This is a genomic window from Streptomyces sp. RKAG290, assembly GCF_023701695.1.
GTDB lineage: Bacteria > Actinomycetota > Actinomycetes > Streptomycetales > Streptomycetaceae > Streptomyces.
In genome coordinates this window covers 4617334-4641571 of sequence record NZ_JAJOZC010000001.1, presented here as the reverse complement: position 1 = coordinate 4641571, position 24238 = coordinate 4617334, and the positions used below count along the sequence as shown (strand labels likewise).

At 69.6% G+C, this 24238-nt stretch carries 24 protein-coding genes and 2 pseudogenes; 8 read left to right on the top strand and 18 right to left on the bottom strand.

From position 1 onward, the window contains the following. Positions 1 to 52: 52 nt before the first annotated feature. The 3 genes and pseudogenes from rdgB to rph all read right to left on the bottom strand — a co-directional run bounded on the left by rdgB (position 53) and on the right by rph (position 1930). Complete coding sequence (gene rdgB / locus LNW71_RS20420) at positions 53 to 655, bottom strand: RdgB/HAM1 family non-canonical purine NTP pyrophosphatase (RefSeq protein ID WP_250969550.1); 603 nt, start codon at positions 653 to 655, stop codon at positions 53 to 55. A 33-nt stretch (positions 656 to 688) separates the two neighbouring features. Then, positions 689 to 1081 (bottom strand): DUF1664 domain-containing protein, encoded by a 393-nt coding sequence (locus tag LNW71_RS20415; RefSeq protein ID WP_250969549.1) that lies wholly within the window; start codon positions 1079 to 1081, stop codon positions 689 to 691. A gap of 112 nt (positions 1082 to 1193) precedes the next feature. After that, positions 1194 to 1930: pseudogene (gene rph / locus LNW71_RS20410) on the bottom strand (ribonuclease PH). A 128-nt stretch (positions 1931 to 2058) separates the two neighbouring features. On the opposite strand from rph, the gene LNW71_RS20405 reads away from it, so the two are divergent. Then, complete coding sequence (locus LNW71_RS20405; RefSeq protein ID WP_250969548.1) at positions 2059 to 3762, top strand: SpoIIE family protein phosphatase; 1704 nt, start codon at positions 2059 to 2061, stop codon at positions 3760 to 3762. A 102-nt stretch (positions 3763 to 3864) separates the two neighbouring features. On the opposite strand, the gene LNW71_RS20400 is transcribed toward LNW71_RS20405, so the two are convergent. Then, complete coding sequence (locus tag LNW71_RS20400; protein ID WP_018517946.1) at positions 3865 to 4098, bottom strand: glucose PTS transporter subunit EIIB; 234 nt, start codon at positions 4096 to 4098, stop codon at positions 3865 to 3867. A 221-nt stretch (positions 4099 to 4319) separates the two neighbouring features. Between LNW71_RS20400 and LNW71_RS20395 the strand changes: the two genes are divergently transcribed. Beyond that, positions 4320 to 5633, top strand: a complete 1314-nt coding sequence (locus LNW71_RS20395) for a PTS transporter subunit EIIC (RefSeq protein WP_250969547.1) — start codon at positions 4320 to 4322, stop codon at positions 5631 to 5633. 262 nt (positions 5634 to 5895) lie between these two features. Then, positions 5896 to 7161 (top strand): PTS transporter subunit EIIC, encoded by a 1266-nt coding sequence (locus tag LNW71_RS20390; RefSeq protein ID WP_250969546.1) that lies wholly within the window; start codon positions 5896 to 5898, stop codon positions 7159 to 7161. 77 nt (positions 7162 to 7238) lie between these two features. Here the strand turns inward: LNW71_RS20390 and LNW71_RS20385 are convergent. Together LNW71_RS20385 and LNW71_RS20380 are read right to left on the bottom strand one after the other, a co-directional pair. Next, positions 7239 to 7334 (bottom strand): annotated as a pseudogene (locus tag LNW71_RS20385) (heme-binding protein); the annotation flags it as partial. A gap of 32 nt (positions 7335 to 7366) precedes the next feature. Beyond that, a complete protein-coding gene (locus tag LNW71_RS20380) occupies positions 7367 to 8119 on the bottom strand; it encodes an MBL fold metallo-hydrolase (RefSeq protein ID WP_250969545.1) in 753 nt (250 codons plus the stop codon). Between the two features lie 177 nt (positions 8120 to 8296). Here LNW71_RS20380 and LNW71_RS20375 point away from each other — a divergent pair, with 177 nt between their 5' ends. Next, positions 8297 to 8797 (top strand): type II toxin-antitoxin system PemK/MazF family toxin, encoded by a 501-nt coding sequence (locus LNW71_RS20375; protein WP_250969544.1) that lies wholly within the window; start codon positions 8297 to 8299, stop codon positions 8795 to 8797. 167 nt (positions 8798 to 8964) lie between these two features. On the opposite strand, the gene LNW71_RS20370 is transcribed toward LNW71_RS20375, so the two are convergent. From LNW71_RS20370 to clpS, 7 genes are all read right to left on the bottom strand, one after another. Next, positions 8965 to 9915: a cysteine synthase gene (locus LNW71_RS20370; protein ID WP_250969543.1), complete on the bottom strand. Its 951-nt coding sequence runs from the start codon at positions 9913 to 9915 to the stop codon at positions 8965 to 8967. Further along, positions 9915 to 10193: a MoaD/ThiS family protein gene (locus LNW71_RS20365; protein ID WP_250969542.1), complete on the bottom strand. Its 279-nt coding sequence runs from the start codon at positions 10191 to 10193 to the stop codon at positions 9915 to 9917. The genes LNW71_RS20370 and LNW71_RS20365 overlap by 1 nt, the downstream gene beginning before the upstream one ends. 121 nt (positions 10194 to 10314) lie before the next feature. Then, positions 10315 to 10440 carry a putative leader peptide gene (locus LNW71_RS36185; RefSeq protein WP_285802165.1) on the bottom strand — a complete coding sequence of 42 codons (126 nt, stop codon included), beginning with the start codon at positions 10438 to 10440 and terminating at the stop codon, positions 10315 to 10317. Between the two features lie 133 nt (positions 10441 to 10573). Next, positions 10574 to 11005, bottom strand: a complete 432-nt coding sequence (locus LNW71_RS20360) for a M67 family metallopeptidase (protein ID WP_250969541.1) — start codon at positions 11003 to 11005, stop codon at positions 10574 to 10576. A 91-nt stretch (positions 11006 to 11096) separates the two neighbouring features. Continuing rightward, positions 11097 to 12536, bottom strand: a complete 1440-nt coding sequence (locus LNW71_RS20355; RefSeq protein ID WP_250969540.1) for an amino acid permease — start codon at positions 12534 to 12536, stop codon at positions 11097 to 11099. 317 nt (positions 12537 to 12853) lie between these two features. Beyond that, a complete protein-coding gene (locus tag LNW71_RS20350; protein WP_250969539.1) occupies positions 12854 to 13438 on the bottom strand; it encodes a DUF2017 domain-containing protein in 585 nt (194 codons plus the stop codon). A gap of 56 nt (positions 13439 to 13494) precedes the next feature. After that, positions 13495 to 13800 (bottom strand): ATP-dependent Clp protease adapter ClpS, encoded by a 306-nt coding sequence (gene clpS / locus LNW71_RS20345; protein ID WP_018555894.1) that lies wholly within the window; start codon positions 13798 to 13800, stop codon positions 13495 to 13497. 111 nt (positions 13801 to 13911) lie between these two features. Between clpS and LNW71_RS20340 the strand changes: the two genes are divergently transcribed. Further along, positions 13912 to 15240 (top strand): nicotinate phosphoribosyltransferase, encoded by a 1329-nt coding sequence (locus LNW71_RS20340; protein WP_250969538.1) that lies wholly within the window; start codon positions 13912 to 13914, stop codon positions 15238 to 15240. Between the two features lie 310 nt (positions 15241 to 15550). Continuing rightward, positions 15551 to 16135: an isochorismatase family protein gene (locus tag LNW71_RS20335; protein WP_250969537.1), complete on the top strand. Its 585-nt coding sequence runs from the start codon at positions 15551 to 15553 to the stop codon at positions 16133 to 16135. 4 nt (positions 16136 to 16139) lie between these two features. On the opposite strand, the gene LNW71_RS20330 is transcribed toward LNW71_RS20335, so the two are convergent. Continuing rightward, complete coding sequence (locus LNW71_RS20330; RefSeq protein WP_250969536.1) at positions 16140 to 16472, bottom strand: hypothetical protein; 333 nt, start codon at positions 16470 to 16472, stop codon at positions 16140 to 16142. 124 nt (positions 16473 to 16596) lie between these two features. Continuing rightward, entirely contained in the window at positions 16597 to 18996 is a 2400-nt protein-coding gene (locus LNW71_RS20325; RefSeq protein ID WP_250969535.1) for an immune inhibitor A domain-containing protein, read from the bottom strand. Between the two features lie 369 nt (positions 18997 to 19365). Here LNW71_RS20325 and LNW71_RS20320 point away from each other — a divergent pair, with 369 nt between their 5' ends. After that, positions 19366 to 19707: a hypothetical protein gene (locus tag LNW71_RS20320; RefSeq protein WP_250969534.1), complete on the top strand. Its 342-nt coding sequence runs from the start codon at positions 19366 to 19368 to the stop codon at positions 19705 to 19707. 52 nt (positions 19708 to 19759) lie between these two features. On the opposite strand, the gene LNW71_RS20315 is transcribed toward LNW71_RS20320, so the two are convergent. Both LNW71_RS20315 and LNW71_RS20310 read right to left on the bottom strand, forming a co-directional pair. Further along, entirely contained in the window at positions 19760 to 20422 is a 663-nt protein-coding gene (locus LNW71_RS20315) for an RDD family protein (protein WP_250969533.1), read from the bottom strand. A gap of 174 nt (positions 20423 to 20596) precedes the next feature. Further along, positions 20597 to 22162: an RDD family protein gene (locus LNW71_RS20310; protein ID WP_250969532.1), complete on the bottom strand. Its 1566-nt coding sequence runs from the start codon at positions 22160 to 22162 to the stop codon at positions 20597 to 20599. Positions 22163 to 22373: 211 nt separating this feature from the next. On the opposite strand from LNW71_RS20310, the gene LNW71_RS20305 reads away from it, so the two are divergent. Next, positions 22374 to 22850, top strand: coding sequence for an SsgA family sporulation/cell division regulator (locus LNW71_RS20305; protein WP_250969531.1), 477 nt, complete (start codon positions 22374 to 22376; stop codon positions 22848 to 22850). 14 nt (positions 22851 to 22864) lie between these two features. Here the strand turns inward: LNW71_RS20305 and LNW71_RS20300 are convergent, their stop codons facing one another. Beyond that, a complete protein-coding gene (locus LNW71_RS20300; protein ID WP_250969530.1) occupies positions 22865 to 24232 on the bottom strand; it encodes an FAD-binding oxidoreductase in 1368 nt (455 codons plus the stop codon). Between the last annotated feature and the right edge of the window lie 6 nt (positions 24233 to 24238).

Sequence of the window (24238 nt, the reverse complement as noted above, 5' to 3'; positions counted from 1 at the left end):
AACGGCCCGCGCACCGAGCATCGGCGCGCGGGCCGTTTTCGTGTCTACGAGCTCACCCCACCAGCTCCCGCACCACCGGCACCAGCGCCCGGAACGCCTTGCCGCGGTGGCTGATCGCGTTCTTCTCCGCCGGGGTCAGTTCCGCGCAGGTCCGGGTCTCGCCCTCCGGCTGGAGGATCGGGTCGTAGCCGAAGCCGTGGGTGCCGGACGGGGTGTGGCGCAGGGTGCCGAGCAGGCGGCCCTCGACCACGCGTTCCGTGCCGTCGGGGAGGGCGAGGGCCGCGGCGCAGGCGAAGTTGGCGGCGCGGTGGGGGGCGTCGATGTCGGAGAGCTGGGCCAGGAGCAGGTCGAGGTTGGCGCGGTCGTCGCCGTGGGTGCCGGCCCAGCGGGCCGAGAAGATGCCGGGGGCGCCGCCGAGTACGTCGACGCAGAGGCCGGAGTCGTCGGCGATGGCGGGGTGGCCGGTGGCCTGGGCCAGGGCGTGGGCCTTGAGGAGGGCGTTCTCGGCGAAGGTGACGCCGGTTTCCTTGACGTCGGGGATCTCCGGGTACGCGTCCGCGCCGACGAGTTCGTGGGTGAGTCCTGCGTCGGCGAGGATCGCGTGGAGTTCGGTGATCTTCCCGGCGTTGCGGGTGGCAAGGATGAGACGGGTCATGTCTCGATTATCGCCGCGGAGGCGGACCGTCCGTTACGGGGTGCAGACCTTGCCGATCTCCTTGGCCGCGTCGGTGACCGGGGCGATGTCGGGGGTGGTGTCGCCCTTGTCGATGGAGTCGCGGACGTTGCCGACGCCGGAGCGGAGGTCGTCGACGGCCTTGCTGAGGTCGGCGTCGTCGGTCTTGTCGCCGAGGTTGCCGAGTTCCTTCTCGATGTCGTCGAGGGCCTCGGAGGCCTGGGTGGGGTCGTTCGAGGCGTTGGAGACGGCCTGCTGGAGGTTGTTCACGCTGGTGGCGATGGCGTCGGCGGTCCGGACGCAGTCGAGTGTCTTGTCCAGGGCGCCGCAGCCGGCCGCCGCCGTGACGGTGAGCAGGGCGGCGGTGATGGCCAGTGCGGTGCGGCGACGTCGGTGGTGCGTGGCCATGGTGTGGTCCCTCCCCGGGTGCGGATACGTGGACGGGCGCACGGTTCGACCCGTGCGCCCGTACTCGTATCGACGTTGTGGAGTGGGTACTTGGTTGCTTCTTTACCTGGCTCTACTCGCCGAGGGTGCGGGCGAGCGCGTCGTTCTGGAAGGCGGTGAGGTCGACGCAGCCTGCGGTGGCGAGGTCGAGGAGGGCGTTGAGCTCCGTGCGGTCGAAGGGTTCGGCCTCGGCGGTGCCCTGGACCTCGACGAAGCGGCCGTCGCCGGTGCAGACGACGTTCATGTCGGTCTCGGCGCGGACGTCCTCCTCGTAGCAGAGGTCCAGGAGGGGGGTGCCGTCGACGATGCCGACGCTGATGGCGGAGACGGTGCCGGTCAGCGGCTTGCGGCCGTGCTTGATGATCTTCTTGCTCTGCGCCCAGCTGATGGCGTCGGCGAGGGCGACGTAGGCGCCGGTGATGGCGGCGGTGCGGGTGCCGCCGTCGGCCTGGAGGACGTCGCAGTCCAGGACGATGGTGTTCTCGCCGAGGCCTTGTAGTCGATCACGGCGCGCAGCGAGCGGCCGATGAGGCGGCTGATCTCGTGGGTGCGGCCGCCGATCTTGCCGCGTACGGATTCGCGGTCGCCGCGGGTGTTGGTGGAGCGGGGCAGCATGGAGTATTCGGCGGTGACCCAGCCTTCGCCGCTGCCCTTGCGCCAGCGCGGTACGCCTTCGGTGACGGAGGCGGTGCAGAAGACTTTGGTGTCACCGAAGGAGATGAGTACGGATCCTTCGGCGTGCTTGCTCCATCCGCGTTCGATGGTGACGGGGCGGAGCTGGTCGGGGGTGCGGCCGTCGATACGAGACATGGGCAAAAGCCTAGCGGCCGTGTGGCGGGACCTTTGGCCCGTCCTCGGGGGCCTTTCGCCATTTACTGCGCAAACGCCATCTTAGTTAACATTTTGCTGTAGATGGTGTTCTTCACAGGAAGGTTTGAATGTCCCTCCGCACCAGCGAGACGATTCGGCCGTATGCCGCACCGCACTCCCCCGGGAGGGACGGCCTTCCGTCCGTCCAGGTCCTGGAGGGAGCGCCGCACGGCATTCTCATTGCTTCCACCGAGCGGGAGGCGACGACGGTGTATGCGAACGGCCGGCTTGCGGAGATGTTCGGCGCTGTGGTGCCGACGGAGCCGGGCGGGCTGGCCGCTGCGGCGACGTCGTTCTACGACCGCAACGGTGAGCCGTTGCGGTTTCCCGAGTCGCCGCTCGGCATCGCGCTGGGGTTGCGTCGGCCGGCCAGGGCCGAGGTGCGGTACCGGCCGGAGGGCGGGCAGGCGCTGTGGCTGGACATCAGCGCGAGTCCGCTCGACTGCGGGTGGAGCGAGCTGCCGCTGGCTGTCGCGTACGTCCATGACGTGTCGCAGCAGCGGCAGTCGGCCGGTGAGCTGGACGAGGTGAACCGCAGGCTGGCGGAGCAGTTGGAGGACATCACCTGGGTCCACAGCCTGACCGAGCGGCTCACCGATCACGACAGCGTGGACGGGACGCTGCATCAGGTTCTGGGCGAGGGAGCGCGGCTGCTCGAGGCGGACATGGGGGTGGCGCGGCTGCGGGACGAGGAGGGTTCGTCGATGGAGACCCGTGCGCTGCACGGGTTGCCGGCGGATGTGCGGTCGGTCCGGGAGGCCGTCGAGGAGTTGCAGCCGGGGAAGTTCCTGGTCGACGAAGCCGAGGATGCGGGCGGCGTGCTGATCGTGGAGGACGTGGAGACCGATCCGTCCTGCTCGCCGAAGGTGCGGGCGCTGGGGCGTGCGGCTGGTTTCCGGCGGGTGTACGCGCTGGCGCTGAGCACGACGTCGGGGCGGCGGCTGGGGGTGCTGGCGTGGGCGTGGCGGAAGCCGGGGCGGCCGACGGTGCGGCAGCGGCAGCTGGTGGGTACGTACTGCCGGTTCGCGGGTCAGATGGTGGAGAACAATCTGCTGTACGAGCGTGAGCGGCGGATCGCGGGGACGCTTCAGCAGTCGATGCTGGCGCAGACGTTGCCGGAGGTCGCCGGGGTGCAGATCGCGGCGTGCAGTCTGCCGGGGGCGCGGGGGATGCAGGCGGGGGGCGACTGGTACGACGTGATGGCGTTGCCCGGTGGCAAGGCGGGGCTGGCGTTGGGCGACGTGATGGGCAAGGGGCTGCGTGCGGCGACGGCGATGGGGCAGTTGCGGACGGCGTTGCGCAGTTACGCGCTGGTGGAGGGGGAGGATCCGGTGGCGGTGCTGTCCCATCTGAACGCGCTGAGTCAGGACATGTCGCTGACGGATCTGGCCACGGTGTTGTACATGACGGTCGATCCGCACGAGCGCAGGGCGGTGGTGGCGTCGGCTGGTCATTGTCCGCCGTTGCTGGTCGACCATTCGGGGGCTCGGTTCCTGCGTGCGGGGCAGGGGGTCCCGTTGGGTGTGGTGGACGAGTGGGACGCGGAGGCGGACGAGTTCGAGCTGCCGCCGGGTGCGTTGCTGGTGCTGTACACGGACGGTCTGGTGGAGCGTCGCGGGGAGGAGCTGGGGGTGGGGCTGGAGCGGCTGCGTACGGCGGCGTTGGCGGTGCCTTCGGAGGTGGGTGATCTGTGCGGGCAACTGGTGGACGCGTGCCTGGATGACGGCGAGGCGACGGATGACGTGGCGATCCTGGCGGTCCGGGTGCGCTGATCGGGGGGGTGCCGCCCCTGGGCGCGCCGCAGGCCCCGTCCCTGGTGGGGCGGGGCCTGCGGCGTGTCGGGCCGGTGGGGGCCCTGGTGGTTCAGCGGTGGGTCACATCATGTCTTCGATGTCGGCGGCGATGGGGTCCGCGTCGGTGCCGATGACGACCTGGATCGCGGTGCCCATCTTGACGACGCCGTGGGCGCCGGCGGCCTTGAGCGCGGCTTCGTCGACCTTGCTCGGGTCGATGACCTCGGTGCGGAGGCGGGTGATGCAGCCTTCGACCTCTTCGATGTTCTCGATTCCGCCGAGCCCGGCGACGATCTTCTCAGCCTTGCTGGCCATGGCCTTCTCCCTGGTTCTTCACGTACATGTGACGGCCCACCATGGGTCCGTTTCGTCACGGTAACGCACGGTTGGCCCAACTTCGCGAGCGAGCGGCCAGCTGATCACCAATGATGACGATCACCGGCGCCCTGTCTCCGAGCGGGCTCCGCACCGTACCGCAACTGGTCTACACCAGTCTGCAACGACCGCCAAATGTGGCCAGTCCCGGGAGGATGTCGATGAGCTCGACGAGCAGCGCCGCGATCCCACAGAAGAGGTGGTGGAACACCCTCTTCCAAGGCCTCCAGAAGATGGGGCGCAGCCTTCAGCTCCCGATCGCCGTGCTGCCCGCGGCCGGCATTCTCAACCGGCTGGGCCAGCCGGACGTGTTCGGTGCCGACGGCCTCGGCTGGGACAACATCGCCAAGGTGTTCGCGGCCGCCGGTGGTGCGCTGCTCGACTCGGGGCTCGGACTTCCGCTGCTGTTCTGCGTCGGTGTCGCGATCGGCATGGCGAAGAAGTCGGACGGTTCGACGGCTCTGGCGGCGGTGACGGGTTTCCTCGTCTACTACGCGGTGCTGCACGCCTTCCCGGTGGACTGCGACAGCGGCTCGACGTTCGTCTCCGGCGGCACCTGGTTCGGTACGTGTGTCACGAAGGGCGCCGAGGTCACGGCGGCCGAGTACCAGAACCCGGGGGTGTTCGGCGGCATCGTGATGGGCCTGATGTCGGCCTGGTTCTGGCAGCGGTACCACCGGGTCAAGCTGGTGGACTGGCTGGGGTTCTTCAACGGCCGCCGGCTCGTCCCGATCATCATGGCGTTCGTCGGTCTGCTGTTCGCGGCTCTCTGCGCCTGGCTGTGGCAGCCGGTGGGTGATGCCCTGACCAGCTTCTCGGAGTGGATGGTGGATCTGGACTGGCTGGGCTCCGGCGTCTTCGGCGTCGCCAACCGCGCCCTGCTCGTCTTCGGTCTGCACCAGTTCCTGAACACGTTCGTCTGGTTCCAGTTCGGGGACTTCACGAAGCCGGACGGCACGGTCGTGCACGGTGACATCAACCGCTTCCTGGCGGGTGACCCGACGGCCGGTCAGTTCACGACGGGCTTCTTCCCGATCATGATGTTCGCGCTTCCCGCGGCGGCGCTGGCGATCTACCACTGCGCGAAGCCGCACCGCCGCAAGGCGGTGGGCGGCCTGATGGTCTCGGTCGGTCTGACCTCGTTCGTGACGGGAATCACGGAGCCGATCGAGTACTCGTTCCTCTTCGTCGCACCGCTGCTTTACGCGATCCACGCGGTGCTCACCGGTGTGTCGATGGCGGTCACGTGGGCGCTGGGCACGAAGGACGGCTTCAGCTTCTCGGCGGGCCTGATCGACTACGTCATCAACTGGAGTCTGGCGACGAAACCTTGGCTGATCATTCCGATCGGCCTGGCGTTCGCTGTGGTCTATTACACGATCTTCCGGTTCGCGATCACCAAGTTCAACCTCCAGACCCCGGGGCGGGAGCCCGACGAGGTGGAGGAAGAGATCGAGCGCGACCTCACGAAGTAGCCGCTGAGCGCGGCAAACGCCTCGGCCGGCCAAGGCCCCTGGACCATTCGGTCCGGGGGCCTTAGCTATGTCACCGTGCGTGGATGGTGGCTTATGCGAAGTAGTCGCAAATTGCAGGTTCCTTATCTAACCCTCACCGTGCTAAAACTGGTCTACACCACTGAGTGGTCCAGACCACGTGGCGTTCTGCCACGTTTCTTCGAGTCGTCGCCTCCCGTTCCCGCATTGGCCAGGGCGGCGCCTTGCCCAATGGAGGAAGTTGATGTCCACGGTTGGCACCGCACCCGCGGTCACCAAGAAGAGGGGCGCCGGCGTCATGGCGGTCATGCAGCGCATCGGCCGCAGCCTCATGCTGCCGGTCGCGGTGCTGCCCGCAGCCGCGTTGCTGGTCCGGCTCGGCAACCCCGACATGCTCGGCCGTGAGTCGTTCCCCACCGTCATCACCAAGCTCGCCGGTTACATGGCCGCAGGCGGTGGCGCCATCCTCGACAACATGGCGCTGCTGTTCGCCGTGGGCATCGCGATCGGCTTCGCCAAGAAGTCGGACGGTTCGACGGCACTCGCCGCGGTCACCGGCTACCTGGTCTTCCAGAAGGTGCTCGCCACGTTCACCGACAGCAACCTGCCGCAGGTCGCCGGGGTCGTGGACGGCAAGGTCGTCATGAGTGACGCGCCGGTCAACGCCGGTGTACTCGGCGGTGTCGTGATCGGCATAGTCGTGGCCCTGCTCTACCAGAAGTTCTACCGGACGAAGCTGCCCGACTGGGCGGGCTTCTTCAGCGGCCGCCGTCTGGTCCCGATCCTGTCCGCCTTCGCGGGACTGGTCATCGGCATCGTCTTCGGTCTGATCTGGCCGGTGCTCGGTACCGGTCTGCACAACTTCGGCGAGTGGCTGGTCGGTTCCGGTGCGGTCGGCGCGGGCATCTTCGGTGTCGCCAACCGCGCGCTGATCCCGGTCGGCATGCACCACCTGCTGAACTCCTTCCCGTGGTTCCAGGCCGGCGAGTACAAGGGCGCCCACGGCGACATCGCCCGCTTCCTGGCCGGTGACCCGCAGGCCGGACAGTTCATGACCGGCTTCTTCCCGATCATGATGTTCGCCCTCCCGGCGGCCTGCCTGGCGATCGTCCACTGCGCCCGCCCCGAGCGGCGCAAGGTCGTCGGCGGCATGATGTTCTCCCTCGCGGCCACCGCTTTCGTCACCGGTGTGACCGAGCCGATCGAGTTCACCTTCATGTTCATCGCCCCGGTGCTGTACGCGATCCACGCGGTGCTCACGGGTGTCTCGATGGCCCTCACCTGGGCCCTGGGAATGAAGGACGGCTTCGGCTTCTCCGCCGGAGCGGTCGACTTCTTCCTGAACCTCGGCATCGCGACGAAGCCGTGGATGCTGGTACTGGTCGGCCTCTGCTTCGCGGTGATCTACTACGTGGTCTTCCGCTTCGCGATCACCAGGTTCAACCTCCCGACTCCGGGCCGCGAGTCCGACGAGGAGCTCGCGGAGCTCCTCAAGGCCGAGGCCAAGTAGTCCGTAGCGCGCACGACGGAGCCCTCACCTTCCAGGCGGAAGGTGAGGGCTCCGTCGTTGTCAGGCAGGAACTGCTCGGCAAGGGCGGCGACGCCGGCCTGGGCGAACTTCTCGTCGAGGTCGCCGGACGGGCCACCCGCGACGCCGACTCCGGCGACCGGGGCCCCTTGACCGGGACCGGGGCTCCGCCCGGGCAGACGCGTCCTCAGATCTCGTAGACGGCGCCCGGGACGGCCAGCTCGGTCGGGCCCTCGTAGACCTCGCGGGCGTCGGTGAGGTTGCGCTCGGCGTCGGTCCACGGCGGGATGTGGGTGAGGACGAGACGTTTCGCCCGGGCACGGGCGGCGAGCTCGCCCGCCTCACGGCCGTTGAGGTGGAGGTCCGGGATGTCCTCCTTGCCGTGGACGAACGACGCCTCGCAGAGGAAGAGGTCGGCACCTTCGGCCAGCTCGTCCAGGGCTTCGCAGGTGCCGGTGTCGCCGGAGTACGTGAGGGAGCGGCCGCCGTGCTCGACGCGGATGCCGAACGTCTCGACGGGGTGGCAGAGCTTCTCCGTACGCACCGAGAAGGGGCCGATCTCGAACGAGCCGGACTTGAGCGTGTGGAAGTCGAAGACCTCGCTCATCGCATGGTCGGACGGGGTGTCGGCGTGGGCGGTGGTGAGCCGCTGTTCCGTGCCGTCGGGGCCGTAGACCGGGATGCGGGCGGGGCGTCCGCCGTCGTGCGGGTAGTAGCGGACGACGAAGTACGCGCACATGTCGATGCAGTGATCGGCATGGAGGTGGCTGAGGAAGATGGCGTCGAGGTCGTACAGACCGACGTGGCGCTGCAGCTCGCCGAGGGCGCCGTTGCCCATGTCGAGGAGCAGCCTGAAGCCGTCGGCCTCTACGAGGTAGCTCGAGCATGCCGATCCCGCGGACGGGAACGAGCCGGAGCATCCGACGACGGTGAGCTTCATGGAGCGTGAACCTCCGTGGCGTGAGAACGGGGAGGGTTCGTGCGGATCGTTGAGCGGTTTGTTGAGCGTAAGGCGCGAAAGAGGTGGTCGCTCCTTCGGAGCGGGCCGTTGTGGGCGAACTCACCTGTGCTGTCACCGGTTCGATGGAAGCGCTGACCCCACGGGTACCTTCGGGACATGACTATGTCCGGCTGGTGGCTCGCGTTCGCTCTTGTTGTTCTGCTCGCGCTCGTCGCGGCGGTGACCGACGGGCGGCGGCGTGGCGGGAGGGGTCCGCAGGGCCGGTCCGGTGCGCGTTCGCGGCCGCCGGCGGGGCCGGGGCGTGGCAGGAAGTCCGCCGGCGGGAAGAAGTCCGCGGTCGGGGGGAAGCCGCTGCCCGGTGAGATCTGGTGGGCCGAGGTGCCGTTCGAGGACGGGCCGGGGTCCAAGGACCGGCCGTGCCTCGTGATGTCGGTGCGGGGCCGGAAGGTCCGCGTCGCGAAGATCACGAGCAAGGATCACGGGGAGCGGCCGGGTGTGATCGCGCTGCCTGAGGGCTCGGTGGGCGACGCACAGGGGCGGACGAGTTTCCTGGAGACGGATGAGCTGCGTGAGGTGGCTCTGCGGGACTTCCGGCGGCGGGTGGGCGAGGTGGATCCGCAGGTGTGGGCGCGGGTGCGGGGCGGTGGCCGGGTTTAGGGTCTTTCGTTTGGATCCGGCCTGATCCAAACCGGAAAGCCCCTAGGGGCTTTCCGGACAAGGGGCCGCCGGGTACGACGGAGGGCGGACCGGTTGTCCTCGGTCCGCCCTCAGTGTTTCGCCGGTACGTATCGGGCCCGGAGCCGGCCCTGTTCTGCCGGCACGTCTCAGGCCCAGAGCTGGCCCTGCAGGGTTTCGATGGCCGCTTCTGTCGTGGGGGCGGTGTAGACGCCCGTCGACAGGTACTTCCAGCCGCCGTCGGCGACGACGAAGACGATGTCGGCCCGTTCGCCGGCCTTGACCGCCTTGTTGCCCACGCCTATCGCGGCGTGCAGCGCGGCGCCGGTGGAGACGCCCGCGAAGATGCCCTCCTGCTGGAGCAGCTCGCGGGTGCGGGTGACGGCGTCGGCCGAGCCCACGGAGAAGCGGGTGGTGAGGACCGAGGCGTCGTAGAGCTCGGGGACGAAGCCCTCGTCGAGGTTGCGCAGGCCGTAGACCAGGTCGTCGTAGCGCGGCTCGGCGGCGACGATCTTGATGCCTTCGACGTTCTCGCGCAGGTAGCGGCCGACGCCCATGAGCGTGCCCGTCGTGCCGAGGCCCGCCACGAAGTGGGTGATCGACGGGAGGTCGGTGAGGATCTCCGGGCCGGTGGTGGCGTAGTGGGCGCCCGCGTTGTCGGGGTTGCCGTACTGGTAGAGCATCACCCAGTCGGGGTGCTCGGCCGACAGTTCCTTGGCGACGCGTACGGCGGTGTTGGAGCCGCCCGCCGCCGGGGAGGAGATGATCTCGGCGCCCCACATGGCGAGCAGGTCGCGCCGCTCCTGCGAGGTGTTCTCGGGCATGACGCAGACGATCCGGTAGCCCTTGAGCTTGGCCGCCATGGCGAGCGAGATGCCGGTGTTGCCGCTGGTGGGTTCGAGGATGGTGCAGCCGGGGGTGAGCCGGCCGTCCTTCTCGGCCTGCTCGACCATGTGGAGCGCGGGGCGGTCCTTGATCGAGCCGGTGGGGTTGCGGTCCTCCAGCTTGGCCCAGATGCGGACGTCGTCCGAGGGTGACAGCCGCGGCAGGCGGACGAGCGGGGTGTTGCCCACTGCGGCGAGCGGGCTGTCGTAGCGCATCAGTTCATGCCGCCGGCGACGGCCGGGAGGATGGTGATGTTGTCGCCGTCGCTGAGCTTGGTGGAGATACCGTCGAGGAAGCGGACGTCCTCGTCGTTGAGGTAGACGTTCACGAAGCGGCGGAGCTCGCCGCCGTCGACGATGCGCTCACGGATGCCGGTGTGGCGGGTCTCCAGGTCCGTGAAGAGGTCGGCGAGGGTCTCTCCGTTGGCCTCGACGGCCTTGGCGCCGTCGGTGTAGGTGCGGAGGATGGTCGGGATGCGGACCTCGATGGCCATGGCGTGGGCTCCTGTCGAAGCGGAGTGGTGGCGGTGGGCGTGGGGCGCGCGGCTCTGCCCCCGCGCGGGGGTGGTGCGTATGGGTGGCGCCCGGTCGGGCGGCGCCGGGCGTCGGCCCGGCTCAGGCCTCGCGGCCGGTGGTCCGGTCGTTCGTACAGATCGCACTGGAGAGCCGGCACAGGTCGACGTGCAGGCGCGCCACGAGCAGCATGCCCGGCGTCTTGTCGCTCACGTCATGGGGAACCATGCGCTCATCGTATCGATTCCCGGTCCGGGATCCGGAATGTGATCTCACCTAGTGGATGTTTGGTGTTCGACAGGCGGACAGGGCCGGGCTCGGCGGCCCTGTCCGGCCGGTGGGGCGGGTGCCGGGGCCGAGGTCAGGAGGCGGTGTACGCCTCGACGACCTCGACCTCCTCCTCGGTGATCGCGCCGTCCACGATGCGGTACGAGCGGAACTGGAAGGGGCCCGCTCCGTCGGTGTCGGCGGTCGACACGAGGACGTAGTGGGCGCCGGGTTCGTTGGCGTAGGTGACATCGGTGCGGGAGGGGTAGGCCTCGGTCGCCGTGTGCGAGTGGTAGACGATCACGGGTTCCTCGTCGCGGTCGTCCATGTCGCGGTAGAGCTTGAGGAGGTCGGCCGAGTCGAATTCGTAGAACGTGGGCGAGCGGGCCGCGTTCAGCATCGGGATGAAGCGTTCGGCGCGGCCTGTTCCGGCCGGACCGGCGACCACGCCGCAGGCCTCGTCGGGGTGGTCGGCGCGGGAGTGCGCGACGATCTGGTCGTACAGCGCCTGGGTGAGGGTCAGCATGGCGCCAGGATAGGACGACGGGCCCCCGCGTACCGAGGAGTGGTACGCGGGGGCCCGCATCGTGGAACCGGCGCCGGGAGAGGCGTGGGGCTCAGCGCCCGGCGAAGGCCTTGTTGTCGGGGTTGCGGGCCTTGAGGACCAGGTAGGAGACGCCGAGGATCAGGGCCCACAGGGGTGCGCAGTACAGCGAGATCCTGGCGTCCTTGTCGATGCCCATCATCACGATGACCATGCCGATGAAGGCGAGGGCGAAGACGCTGGTGTACGGGGCGCCGGGGGCCCGGAAGGAGGACTGCGGGAGGTCTCCGCGGTCGGCGAGGCGGCGGTAGCGGATCTGGCTGACCAGGATCATGATCCAGGCCCACATGCCGGAGATGGTGGCGAAGGAGACGACGTAGGTGAAGGCGTCACCGGGCCACTGGTAGTTGATCCAGACGCCGACGAGCATGAGGGCGGCGGAGACGGTGGTGCCGACGAGGGGGGTGCCGCTCTTCGTCAGCTTGGTGAAGGCCTTCGGGCCCTGTCCGTTGAGCGCGAGGTCGCGCAGCATGCGTCCGGTGGAGTACATGCCGGAGTTGCAGGAGGAGAGCGCCGCGGTGAGGACGACGAAGTTGACGATGCCCGCGCCGAGGCCGAGGCCCATCTTCTGGAAGGCTTCGACGAACGGGGAGACGCCCGGCGAGAACTCGGTCCAGGGCACCACCGAGAGGATCATGATGAGGGCGCCGACGTAGAAGACGGCGATGCGCCACGGCACGGTGTTGATGGCCTTGGGCAGGACGGTCTTCGGGTCCTTGGACTCGCCCGCGGTGACGCCGACGAGCTCGACGGCGAGGAAGGCGAACATCACGATCTGCAGGGTCATCAGGGTGCCGGAGATGCCGTGCGGGAAGAAGCCGCCGTCGGCCCACAGGTGGGTGACGGACGCGGTGTCGCCGGCGTCGGAGAAGCCGAGGGTGAGGATTCCGGCGCAGATGAGGATCATGCCGACGATGGCGGTGACCTTGACCATCGAGAACCAGAATTCGAGTTCACCGAAGAGCTTCACGGAGATCAGGTTCACGCCGTACAGAATGATCGTGAAGATCAGTGCGGACACCCATTGCGGAATGTCGAACCAGAACGTCATGTACTGGGCCGCGGCGGTCACTTCGGTGATTCCGGTGACAACCCAGAACAGCCAGTAGGTCCAGCCGGTGACAAAGCCGGCGAAGGGCCCGACGAATTCACGGGCGTACTCCGAGAAGGAACCGGAGACCGGGCGGTACATGAGGAGTTCGCCCAGGGCCCGCATGATGAAGAAGATCACCAGGCCCGCGATGGCGTACGCCAGGATGAGGCTGGGCCCGGCCTTGGCGATTGCCTTGCCGGCGCCGAGGAAGAGGCCGGTGCCGATGGCTCCGCCGATGGCGATCATCTGGATCTGGCGGGCGCCGAGAGCGCGCTGGTAGCCCTCGCCCGAGGTGGTGGCATCTGCGGCCTCGGGGGCCCTGCGGCCGCCCTGTCCGTTGTCGACCTGCGCCGATGTCATGTGGTGCGCCTTTCTCCACGCTGATCCGCGCCGTAGAGGCTGCGGATCAGGTCCTGATCCCCCCGGATATGGATGGAGTGCCGCCGGCGGTCGCCGGCCTTGAGCGCCCTCGGGAACAGGGGTGGCGTCCCCGAGTGGTCGTGAAGATTTATCACGGGCACCAGGGTGATCCACCGGACATTATGTGGCGCATGCCACAGGAAAAAGCGGACAACAGTGTCCAGGCACTGCAAAAAAGACTGATCAGGTGACGCGATCGTTATTCGGATTTGAGCGTCCGTTGAGCGAACACGGAGCAGTGGTGCATAAGTGCTGCGTTACGACATCAGCGTCTCGATGAGCGTTTCCTGGAGTGCGCCGAGCCAGAGGTAGGCCATGACCATGGGCTTGCGCGGGTCGCTGTCGGGCAGCCGGTAGAGCGAGCCGTCCTCGGCCCCGTCCTCGTCGGAGACCTCCAGCCGGGTGCCGATCGTCAGCCGCAGGTCGTTGAGGGAGCCGAGCCAGTTGCGGCACTCCTGCGCGGTGAGCGTGAGCACGGCGCCGCCGTCCCCGGCGGGCGAGAGTCCGTCGAGGGTGCGTACGACGGCCAGGGCGTCGTCGCGCTTGCGGGTGCGCAGGTCGTTCTCGGTGAAGCGGCGGAACTCGGCGGAGGCGGCGCGCAGTTCGCCGTCGTCGTCGCCGTACGCCTCAGGGAAGAGGCGGGCCAGGGCGGGGTCGCTCGGGGGTTCGCTCGGGCCTTCGGCGAAGAGCGCGGCGAGCGGGTCCTCGCCCTCGGCGGGTTCGTCGCCGGGACCGATGAGCTCCAGCAGCTGGACGGCGAGGGAGCGCAGGATCGCGATCTCCACCTCGTCGAGCGCGACGGCCGCGCCGCCGCCGGGGGTGGCCTCGAAGTGGCCGGCCATGGGTTCTCTCCGATGGTGGACGGGCGGGGGCGGGTCGGTGCGGGTGCGGCGAGCCGCTAGTTGCGGTCCTGGGTGAGTGTGGCCCACAGCCCGTAGCCGTGCATGGCCTGGACGTCGCGTTCCATCTCCTCGCGGCTGCCGCTGGAGACGACGGCGCGGCCCTTCTGATGGACGTCGAGCATCAGCTTGTGCGCCTTGTCCTTGGAGTAGCCGAAGTAGGCCTGGAAGACATAGGTCACGTAGCTCATGAGGTTGACCGGGTCGTTGTGGACCAGCGTCACCCAGGGGACGTCGGGCTCGGGGACAACGAGGTTCTCCTCGGCCGATTCGGGACGTTCGATCTCTACGGGGGCGACGCTCACCTACCCCATGCTGCCACTCGGGAGGGTGCATCGCACAAACGGGCCCGGCACCGCGCGGGGCGCGACACCCCCATCTCGTCACTCTGACGAAATAGGGGTAGCATCCCCGGCATGAACTCTGCGGACCTTGGGCGACGGGTCGGTGTGCCGTCGACAGCGCTCTTCACCGACCAGTACGAGCTCACGATGGTGCAGGCCGCGCTGAAGGCCGGCACCGCCGACCGGCGCTCGGTCTTCGAGGCGTTCACCCGCCGGCTGCCCGAGGGGCGGCGCTACGGCGTCGTCGCGGGCATCGGGCGGGTGCTGGACGCGGTCGAGAACTTCCACTTCGACGACGAGATGCTCGCGTTCCTGCGCGACCAGCACATCGTCGACGGGCCGACGCTCGACTACCTGGCGGACTACCGCTTCAGCGGCGACATCTGGGGCTACCCGGAGGGCGAGGTGTACTTCCCCGGCTCGCCGATCCTGCGGGTCGAGGGCTCCTTCGCCGAGTGCGTGCTGCTGGAGACGGTGATCCTCTCGATCCTCAACCACGACTCGGCGATCGCCGCGGCGGCCTCGCGGATGTCGGCCGCGGCGGGCGGGCGCCGGCTGATCGAGATGGGCGCGCGGCGCACCCATGAGCTGTCGGCGGTGGCCTCGGCCCGCGCCGCGTACATCGGCGGCTTCGACACCACGTCCGACCTGGCCGCGGGGTTCCGCTACAACATCCCGACCGTCGGGACGAGCGCCCACGCCTTCACCCTGCTGCACGACTCCGAGCGCGACGCGTTCCTGGCACAGGTGGACTCGCTGGGGCGCGGCACGACGCTGCTGGTCGACACGTACGACGTCACGGCGGCGGTCCGTACGGCGGTCGAGGTGGCCGGGACCGAGCTGGGGGCCGTCCGGATCGACTCCGGCGACCTGCTGCTGGTGGCGCACCGGGTGCGCCAGCAGCTGGACGAGCTCGGGGCGACGGAGACGAAGATCGTGGTGACCTCGGATCTGGACGAGTACGCCATCGCGTCGCTGGCCGCGGCGCCGGTGGACGCGTACGGGGTGGGCACGCAGCTGGTGACCGGCAGCGGCCAGCCGACCTGCTCGATGGTCTACAAGCTGGTCGCCCGGGCCTCCTCCGCCGACCCGGCGGACCCGCTGCGGCCGGTGGCGAAGAAGTCGATGGGCGCGAAGTCCTCGATCGGCGGCCGCAAGTGGGCGGCGCGCCGGCTCGACGAGGACGGGGTGGCCGAGGCCGAGGTGATCGGCACCGGCCCGGTGCCGCCGGAGCTGGCCGGCCGGCAGTTGCTGGTGGAGCTGGTCAAGGACGGCGAGGTCGTCGCGCGGGAGCCGCTGGACGCGGCCCGGGAGCGGCACATCGCTTCGCGGGCGGGGCTGCCGATGTCCGCGATGCAGCTGTCGCGGGGCGAGCCGGTGATCCCCACCGAGTACGTGTGAGGGGGCGGGGTAGTACCGGCGGGGGCGGGGTCCGTCCGGCGCCGGGTACCGGCGGGGGCCAGGGTCTTTCGTTTGGAGCAGGCCGGGGCACGCGAGCCCGGCCTGATCCAAACGAGAGACCCTAGGTCCGTCCGGTGACCGCTTTGTCCGCGCCAGCCGGACACGCTCCGTAGTACCGCCTCGGCCCCGTTGCGCCGTGCGGGCCTGATTTTGCCGGTTCGACCCGCCTCTCCCTAAGCGGGGCCGGAGTCTCTAGGCTCGGGGTCATCCCCGTGACCGCTGTTCCCTCCCCCACCGAAGGACACCCGCCATGCACCGCGCCTTGATCGTCGTGGACGTCCAGAACGACTTCTGTGAGGGCGGGAGCCTCGCGGTGGCGGGGGGTGCCGATGTCGCCGCCGCCATCACGGATCTGATCGGTGAGGCCCAGCCCGGCTACCGGCACGTGGTGGCCACCCGTGACCACCACATCGACCCCGGCGACCACTTCTCGCAGGCGCCGGACTTCGAGCGCTCCTGGCCGGCGCACTGCGTCGCCGGCACGGAAGGCGTGGGCTTCCACCCCAATTTCGCGCCCGCGGTCGCCTCCGGCGCGATCGACACGGTCTTCGACAAGGGCGCGTACGCCGCGGCGTACAGCGGCTTCGAGGGCCTGGACGAGAACGGCGTGGGGCTGGCCGAGTGGCTGCGCGACCGCGGGGTGGACGCGGTCGACGTGGTCGGCATCGCGACCGACCACTGTGTCCGCGCCACCGCGCTGGACGCGGTCCGTGAGGGCTTCGCCACGCACGTACTGCTCGCTCTGACCGCGGGCGTCGCCGAGGCGACGACGGACCGGGCGCTGGTGGAGCTCCGGGAGGCCGGCGTGGTGCTCTCCGGCAAGCCCGTGGTGTGAGCGGTCAGCTCCGGCGGGCCGGCAGGGCGGGCCTCAGGAGCGCCCGGATCGGGTGCCAGAGCTCCTGGGCCCGCTCGGGTCTCGCGCGCCAGAGCAGGCCGTCCGGGTGGTGCAGGACGGCGGTTATCTCGTCCGGGGTGGGCGGCTCGGCGTTGCCGCGGAGGTAGACGGCGCGCAGTCCGAGATTGCGCAGCCTGGTCAGTGCACGGGCCCGGTTCGCCGCGTGCACCAGGACGCGTACCGGGGTGTCCGGTCCCACGCCCTCCGCCGGACTCGGCAGCGTGATCGCGACGACCACACTGCCGTTCGGCAACTTGCTGAATCCTCCGCCTGCCATACTCCGCGCTCCCCCGTGAGACATCGTGTCAATAAGAAATGGAACAAGAGGCACCTAAACACGATCGGCCGCCGCCCGCTAGAGGGCGACGGCCGATCATGCTTTGACCTGCGGTGATGCGGGATTACTTGTGCGAGGCGCCGACCTGGACGGTCATCGTGGAGCCACTGAGCGGCTCGCTGACGATCGAGATCCTGGTGTTGGTGTCAGCGACCTGCACGCTTCCGGTCTTGTTCTCCTTGTACCAGTAGGTGCCCTTGTGGTCGTCGAAGACCGGGACGCCGAGCTGCGGCTTGATCTTCGTGGCCACGTCCGCGTTGTGCAGCGTGAAGCCGTCGGTCGGGTACCAGCTGAACGGAGCGTCGAAGGGCTGGATCTTGTTACGGAGGACCGTGCCGTCCGCCCACTTCAGCGGCTTGGCGTGCGCGTCGACCGGCAGGATCAGGCCCTTGCCCGGGTGGGCGGAGACGTTGTTGTCCTTCTGGGAGGTGTCCCAGAGCCAGACGAGCAGACCGTTCTGGTACGGGTAGTGCTCGACCCAGTCGGGACGGGACTGCGAGAAGCCGAAGTTGTACGGGCCGACCTTGAGGGTCTGGTCGTAGCTGACGTACTGACGGTTCTCCGCGAGGTAGTACTGCGGGTAGTCCTTGGTGAACGACGAGCCGACCCGCGAGAAGCCCTTGCTGGTCCAGCCGTTGTCGTCGCCCTCGGCGTTGTCCGTGAACAGCTTGGCGCCGTCAGCGGTGACCGAGATGGTGTCGGCCGCGAAGCCCACACCGCCGGCGCCGCCGTCGGTGGCGTAGCGGAAGCGGACGTCGATCTTCTTGCCCGCATAGGCGTCCAGCGGGTACGAGAGCTTCTGGTACTTGCCGGAGACGTCGGTCAGGGACGGCTTGTCACTGGCGTCGCGCGGGAGCGGCTTGCCGTCGGCGGTGCCGTCGATCGCGGTCCAGCTGGTGCCGCCGTTGTCGGACACCTCGGTGTAGAGGTAGTCGTAGTCCTTCTCGATGTCCCACCAGCCGGCGAGGTCGAGGGAGGCCTTGGCCTTGCCGGTCAGGTCGACCGGGCGGGACAGGGTGTTGTTGAGGTTGTCACCCATGTCGCTCCACCACTGCTTGGCGCCCTCGGCGGGCGTCGTGACGGCGGTGGTGACGGCCTTGTCGGGCAGCGTGACGACGAGCGCCTGCTTGTCCTTGGTGTTGTACTCGGACACGCCCAGCTTGTGGGTCGACTTCGTCGCGGCCTTGGCCTCGCCGTAGTTGAGCCAGCCCAGCTGGAGCTTGTCCCAGGCGTTCATGTCGCCGGGCAGGTCACCGATGCTGTTCTTACCGGTGCCGAGCCAGGAGCCCGCCGACATCAGGGACCAGAAACCGACCGAGTTCTCGGCGGTGTTGGTGGTGTCGTACAGGTCCGGCAGGCCGAGGTCGTGGCCGTACTCGTGGGCGAAGACGCCCAGGCCGCCGTTCTCGGGCTGCGCGGTGTAGTCGCCGACCCAGATGCCGGAGTCGCCGATCTGGGTGCCGCCGGCCTTGTTGTCGGCCGGGCCGGTCGCGCCGGCGTCGGTGCCGTAGGCGTACCAGCGGTGCGCCCAGATGGCGTTGGTGCCCTCGGTGCCGCCGCCTGCCGACTCGTCCTCACCGGCGTGCACGACCTGGAAGTGGTCGATGTATCCGTCCGGCTCGTTGAAGTTGCCGTCGCCGTCGAAGTCGTAGCGGTCCCACTGGTCGTACTTGGCGAGATCGGTCTTGATCTGCTCGGGCGTACGGCCCTTGGCCTTCTGGTCGGCGGCCCAGGCGTTCACGCCGTCCTTGACCATGTCCCAGGCGTTGGCGCAGTTGGTCGAGCCGCAGTAGTTCGAGCCGTAGCGGGCCTCGTTGTACGGGACCTTGACCCAGTCCGAGACCTCGCCGTCGACCGAGTAGCGCCCGGAGGACGTCTTCTCGTAGTACGTCTTGAGCGAGTTCTTGCCGGCACCCTCACCGAAGTACAGGTCCTGGAAGTGGGCCTGGTTGTAATCGGCCTGCCAGGCGGTGCTGTTGTCCTTCTTGGGGTCCGGCTTGGCTATCTTGTTGTGCGCCGGTCCCGCCGTGCCGCCGTACTTCGGAACGGGCGGCTTGGGGCCGTCGCCGTCCGGGTCGAACGTGGTCGTGTTGTCGACCTTGTCGCCGAACTCCACCAGGATGGTGAAGATCTTGTCGGTCTTCTCGCGGCCCAGCTCGACGTACTTGCTGTCGTCGAGCTTGACGACGTTGGAGCCGCCGCGGGTCGTCACCTTCTTGTCGCCGGATATGACCTGCTCCAGAGCGGCCTGACGCTGGGCGTCCTGCTGCTTGCTGAAGGGGCCGTCCAGGTTGTGCGCGTTGCCCTTGGCCGACCCCGGGTCCCGGCGGTCGATGCTGGAGGCAGCCTTGCCTGACGCCTGGTCATCAGCCTGAGCGGTGGCGAAGGCGGATGCGGTGGCGGCGGTCGCGGCCATGGCCACGACAACCGCCCCGGTGCGAAGCGCCCGTCTCTTAATGATCACGTGATGCAGTCCTCCCCGGCGCCCGCGGCCGCGGCCCGGGAGTGTGAAGAGGCCGCGCGCGGAAACGCGTCACAAGTGACGACATTCGACCGGAGTTACGCGAGAAAAGACAGACCTTGACTTGAACAGACCAAGTGCACTATGCAGGAGCACATTTCCGCTATCCGGACGACTCCTCCGCACCCAACCGGCGCGTCAAAGCCCTGGATTGGCGCGCAGAATGACTCCGTGCGCCCCCTGTGCTCCGGCACTGTGGGTTAGGTTACGCTTACTACCCGTTCCTCCAGGGCATCCACCGTCGTAGAGTCGTTTGACAGTGCGACCGTGTTGAGAGACCGCCCATCCGACGTCCCGAGGACGGATAACGCCATGCCGCGTCCTACAGCTGCACAGCTTTCCTACGGTTCGGTCACCGTCGTCTTCGCGACCCTCGCCATGCTGCTGCTGTCACGTACCGAATCGGTTCTCGGTATCGCCGCGGTCTGTACGGCCTCGCTGGCACTCGGCCTGCTGGTCGCCGTCACCGTGCCCGCCCCGGCGCGCCGGAGCACGGCGAAAGCGGCGACGACGGGGGCCGCGGTATCCGCACACCAGGGCGCCCGCCCCGCCGCTGCCGAAGCCGGGGGCCAGGCCCCCGGCCGCACACAGAGCACGATCCCGGCCGCACGCGCCGCCGCGGAGCGGGTGAGCGAGCACTCGCTGCGGCGCTGAGGACCGGCCCGTCCGGGTGGAGTGCCGACACACTCCCCCGGCGGGACAGGCCTCAGTTGGTGGTCACCACCACCGTCTTGGCCGCCTTGTCCTCCAGTGCCTGCCGGTACGGCTTGTCCGTGAACATCAGCACGATGTTGATCAGCCACCACAGGCACGGGCAGCACAGCAGCGCCGGCAGCCACAGCACCACGGCCCGCAGGAACGAGCTGCCGGTGTCCGGCACGCTGCCGTCGTTGAGCATCGCGACCCGCAGCTTCAGCAGCCGCTTGCCGAGGGTGCGGCCGTCCTTGTGCGTGAAGTACGTGTCGTACGCGACGTAGATCACCAGGGCGATCAGCGACCAGAGCAGCTGATGACCGCTGTAGGTCTGGGCGAACATGTCGCTGACGTCGTCGTCGTTGTTGTCCGACACCTCGACCGCGCCACCCCAGAACAACGAGATCAGGTACAGCGGGATCGAGATGATCAGGAAGTCGATCAGCCGGGCCAGGATGCGCTTGCCGGGCTCGGCGAGCGGCGGCATGCCCGCCAGCGGGTCCGCGGCACCGAACTGACCGCCGCCGGGAGGGCCGGGGTCGTACGGCGGCGGAGGCGGCGGCGGCGGCGCGCTGTCGTAGGGCGAGCCCGACGACGGCGGCTGGGGCTCCTGCGGCTTCTTGAGGAACGGGTCGTCCTCGGGCGGCTGACCGGACGTCGGCTGATCGTTGCTCATGGGGGCAGTGCACCCCGCCGCCCGGGCGCCCGCAACGGCTCAGGTGCGTTCGGGGGAACGGAAACCACCCGACGGCCCTCACCCGATGAGCCGTCAGCCGCACGGGTCGGCGCGGGGCCCGTCGGGCGGTTCCGGTACGGCCCGCCCGGGCGCCCCTCAGCCGGCCGCGAAGGTTCAGCCGGCCACGAAGGTACGGGCCGCCTTGTCGTGCCAGCACTGGCGCCACGGCCGGTCGATCAGGCACCACAGCACGTCGACCACCCCGATCACCAGGAGGCCCAGCACCCCGTAGACCAGCCAGCGGCGCAGCGCGGCGCCGAACGTGGGCGGCCCGTGGGACTCGATGTCCCGGACGTCGAGTCCGCAGAGCTTCTTGCCGAGCGTACGGCCCCACTTCGCGGTCGGCAGCGCCTCCAGGAGGACGCCGAGGACCAGGAACGCGCCGAGGACCACGCCGGCCAGGCCGGCCGTGGTGGAGTCCAGCAGCCAGACGGTGACCGTCTCGCCGGACAGCTTGGCCGCGTCGATCTTCTCGTTGATGTGGTCCGCGGCCTGCGTCGCCAGGGGGACCGCGAGGGCGCCGACGAGCACGCCCAGCACGACCGTGTCGATGAGCCGGGCCGCGAACCGCTTGCCGAGCGCGGCCGGCCGGGCCGCCGCCTGAGCCGCCGCGAGTTGCTGGAAGTGGTCGTCGACCGGGGGCTTCCAGGGCACGACGGGCTGGTCGCGCCGGGGCTCCTGGGCTCCGGGGTGCGGCTGGGACTGCTGGGGGAACGCGGGCTGCTGCGGTGCGGACGCCTGCGGCTGCGGCCGGGCGGCCTGTTCGGGCCGGGCCTGCTGGGCCCAGGAGGTGGAACCGCCGCCGGGGCCGGGCGTGAGCGGGCTGTTGAGCCGGGCCGGGTCCTGGGCGGGCGCGGACTGCTGCGCGGGGCTTGGAGCGGGCGCGGAGGCCCGTGGCGTGGCCGGTGCGGCGGACGCGGAGGCCTGCGCCGCGTCGGCGGCGGGGCCGATCGCGCGGATCGTCATCGTCCCCTCGACGGGCGGCTGTTCCGCGTCGCGCGGGCCCGGCGTCCGGCCGGCCGGGCCCACGGCGCGGATCGTGACCGTGCCGTCGGCGGGCGGACGCCCCGTGTCACGGCTGCCGCCGCCGGAGCGGCCGGGGCGGGCGACCCGGATGGCGACGGTGTTCTCGGCCACCTGTCCGCCGCCGTCCCGCATGCCCGGCAGCGCACCGCCGGTCGGGTCGGCCTGGGCGGGCCGGCGCGGGTCGGCCGGGGTGCGGTCGGTGCGCTCCGCGGCCGGGGAGTGGTCCGTGGGAGTGCCGGCCGCGGGGGAACCGCCCGCGGACGTACGCGGGTCGGGGCCCGGCTCCGGCTGTGCGGGCTGTCCGGTGCCGCCCCAGGAGACCCGGCGGTCGCGGTCGCCGCCGAAGCCGGTCTGCCGGGAGGCGTCGGCCTGCCAGGCGGTCGAGGGCTCGGGCCGGCTGCCGTCGTCGTACGGCTCCTCGTCGAAGAAGAGCGGTCCGGTCTCGTCGACCGCCGCGGGGCCGGGCGGATGCGGTCCGGCCGCGTCCTCGGCGGGTGCCACGGGCATCGCCTCGCCCTGCTGCGGGGCGGGCCTGCTCGTGCCGGGCACCCATGAAGCGCCGTTCCAGTACCGGACGTATCCGGGAATGGACGGGTCGGGGTAGTACCCCTCGCGGGGGCTTTCGTCACCGGGTGCCGGGGTTGGGGCGCTCATCACCGTGGTCCCGTATCTCTTCGAGGCCTCAATACAAGGGTCCACATCTATCAGACACCCGCGTGCCCCCGTGCCGGTCCGGGTGTTTGGACCACTTTCCGGTCACGCCGAACTTTTCTCCCGAAGTCGCGTAATGGATGGCGGGGAGTGCGCTCTCCCCTGTGCGGGCCGGTCGAGGAACCGGCCCGCAGGCATCGAAAGGACGCACCCCATGGACACCGTCGTGGAACGCGAGCTGGAGCTCAACCTGGTCCTGTCGCCCGAGCGGAGCATCCCCGTGCCCGCCCGGCTCACGTATCGCACACAGGACCCGTACGCCGTGCACATCACCTTCCACATCGGCTCCGACGCCCCGGTGTTCTGGACGTTCGCCCGCGATCTGCTGGTGGAGGGGGTGTTCCGGCCGTGCGGGCACGGGGACGTACGGATCTGGCCCACCAAGATCGACGGGCGCGGCGTCATCTGTGTGGCGCTGACCTCGCCCGACGGCAACGCCCTGCTGGAGGTGCCGTCCGCCGCGGTGGCCGCGTGGGTGGAGCGGACGCTGCGGGTGGTTCCGCCGGGCACCGAGACCGAGCGGCTCGGCATCGACGAGGGCCTCGCCGAGCTGCTCGCCCCGCTGCCCGCCGACGACCTGTGGATGAGTGATCCCTGGCCGTCGGACGAGTCGCAGGACGGGGAGAGTTGACAGGCGTGCGCCGGTCAGAACACCTTGCCCGGGTTGAGCAGCCCCAGCGGGTCGAAGGCCGCCTTGATCCCGCGGTGCAGTTCCACGCTCACCTCGCCGAGTTCCCGGGCGAGCCACTCCTTCTTCAGGACTCCCACGCCGTGTTCGCCGGTGATCGTGCCGCCGAGTTCGAGGCCGAGCGCCATGATCTCGTCGAAGGACTCGCGGGCCCGCCGGGACTCGTCGGCGTCGGTGTGGTCGAAGCAGACGACGGGATGGGTGTTGCCGTCGCCGGCGTGCGCGCAGACGCCGATGGTGAGCCCGTACTTCTCGGCGATGGCCGTGGTGCCCTCCAGCATGGCGCCGAGCCTGGAGCGCGGTACGCACACGTCGTCGATCATCGTCGCCGACTTGACGGCCTCCAGGGCGGTGAGCGACATCCGCCGGGCCTGGAGCAGCATCTCGGACTCGGCCGCGTCCTGCGCCGGGACGACCTCGGTGGCGCCCGCGGCGGTGCAGAGCTCGGCGACTGCGGCCAGGTCGGCCGAGGGGTCGGGGGTGTCGAAGGCGGCGAGCAGGAGCGCCTCGGTGGTCTCGGGGAGGCCCATGTTCGCCATCTTGTTGACGGCGTGGACTGTTGTACGGTCCATCAGTTCGAGGAGTGACGGGGTGTGACCCCGCTCCATGATCCGGCAGATCGCGTCGCAGGCGCTCGCCGCGCTGGGGAACTCGGCGGCCAGCGCGAGCTGCCGTGGCGGCTTCGGCTTGAGCGCGAGCACTGCCTTGACGACGATCCCGAGGCTGCCCTCGGAGCCGACGAGGAGCCGGGTGAGGTCGTATCCGGCGACGCCCTTGGCGGTGCGGCGGCCGGTGGTGAGGAGGCGTCCGTCCGCGAGGACGACGTTGAGGCCGAGGACGTATTCGGCGGTGACCCCGTACTTCACGCAGCACAGGCCGCCGGACGCGGTGCCGATGTTGCCGCCGATGGTGCACATCTCCCAGCTGGAGGGGTCCGGCGGGTAGTACAGCCCGTGCTCGTCGACGGCCCGGGACAGCACCGCGTTGATGACGCCCGGCTCCACCACGGCGATCCGGTCGACGGGGCTGATCTCCAGGATCCGGTCCATCTTGACCAGGGAGAGCACGATGCAGCCGTCGGAGGCGTTGGCCGCGCCCGACAGGCCGGTGCGGGCGCCCTGCGGGACGACCGGGACGCGCAGCGCCGTGGCGGTGCGCATGACGTGCTGGACCTGCTCGACGGTGCGCGGAAGCACGACGACGGCCGGGGTGCCCGCGTCGCAGAAGCTCGCCATGTCGTTGGCGTAGGAGGCGGTGATGTCCGGATCGGTGATCAGCGCCTCGGCCGGCAGACCCGCACGCAGTAGTTCGAGAAGATCGTCCATGATCCA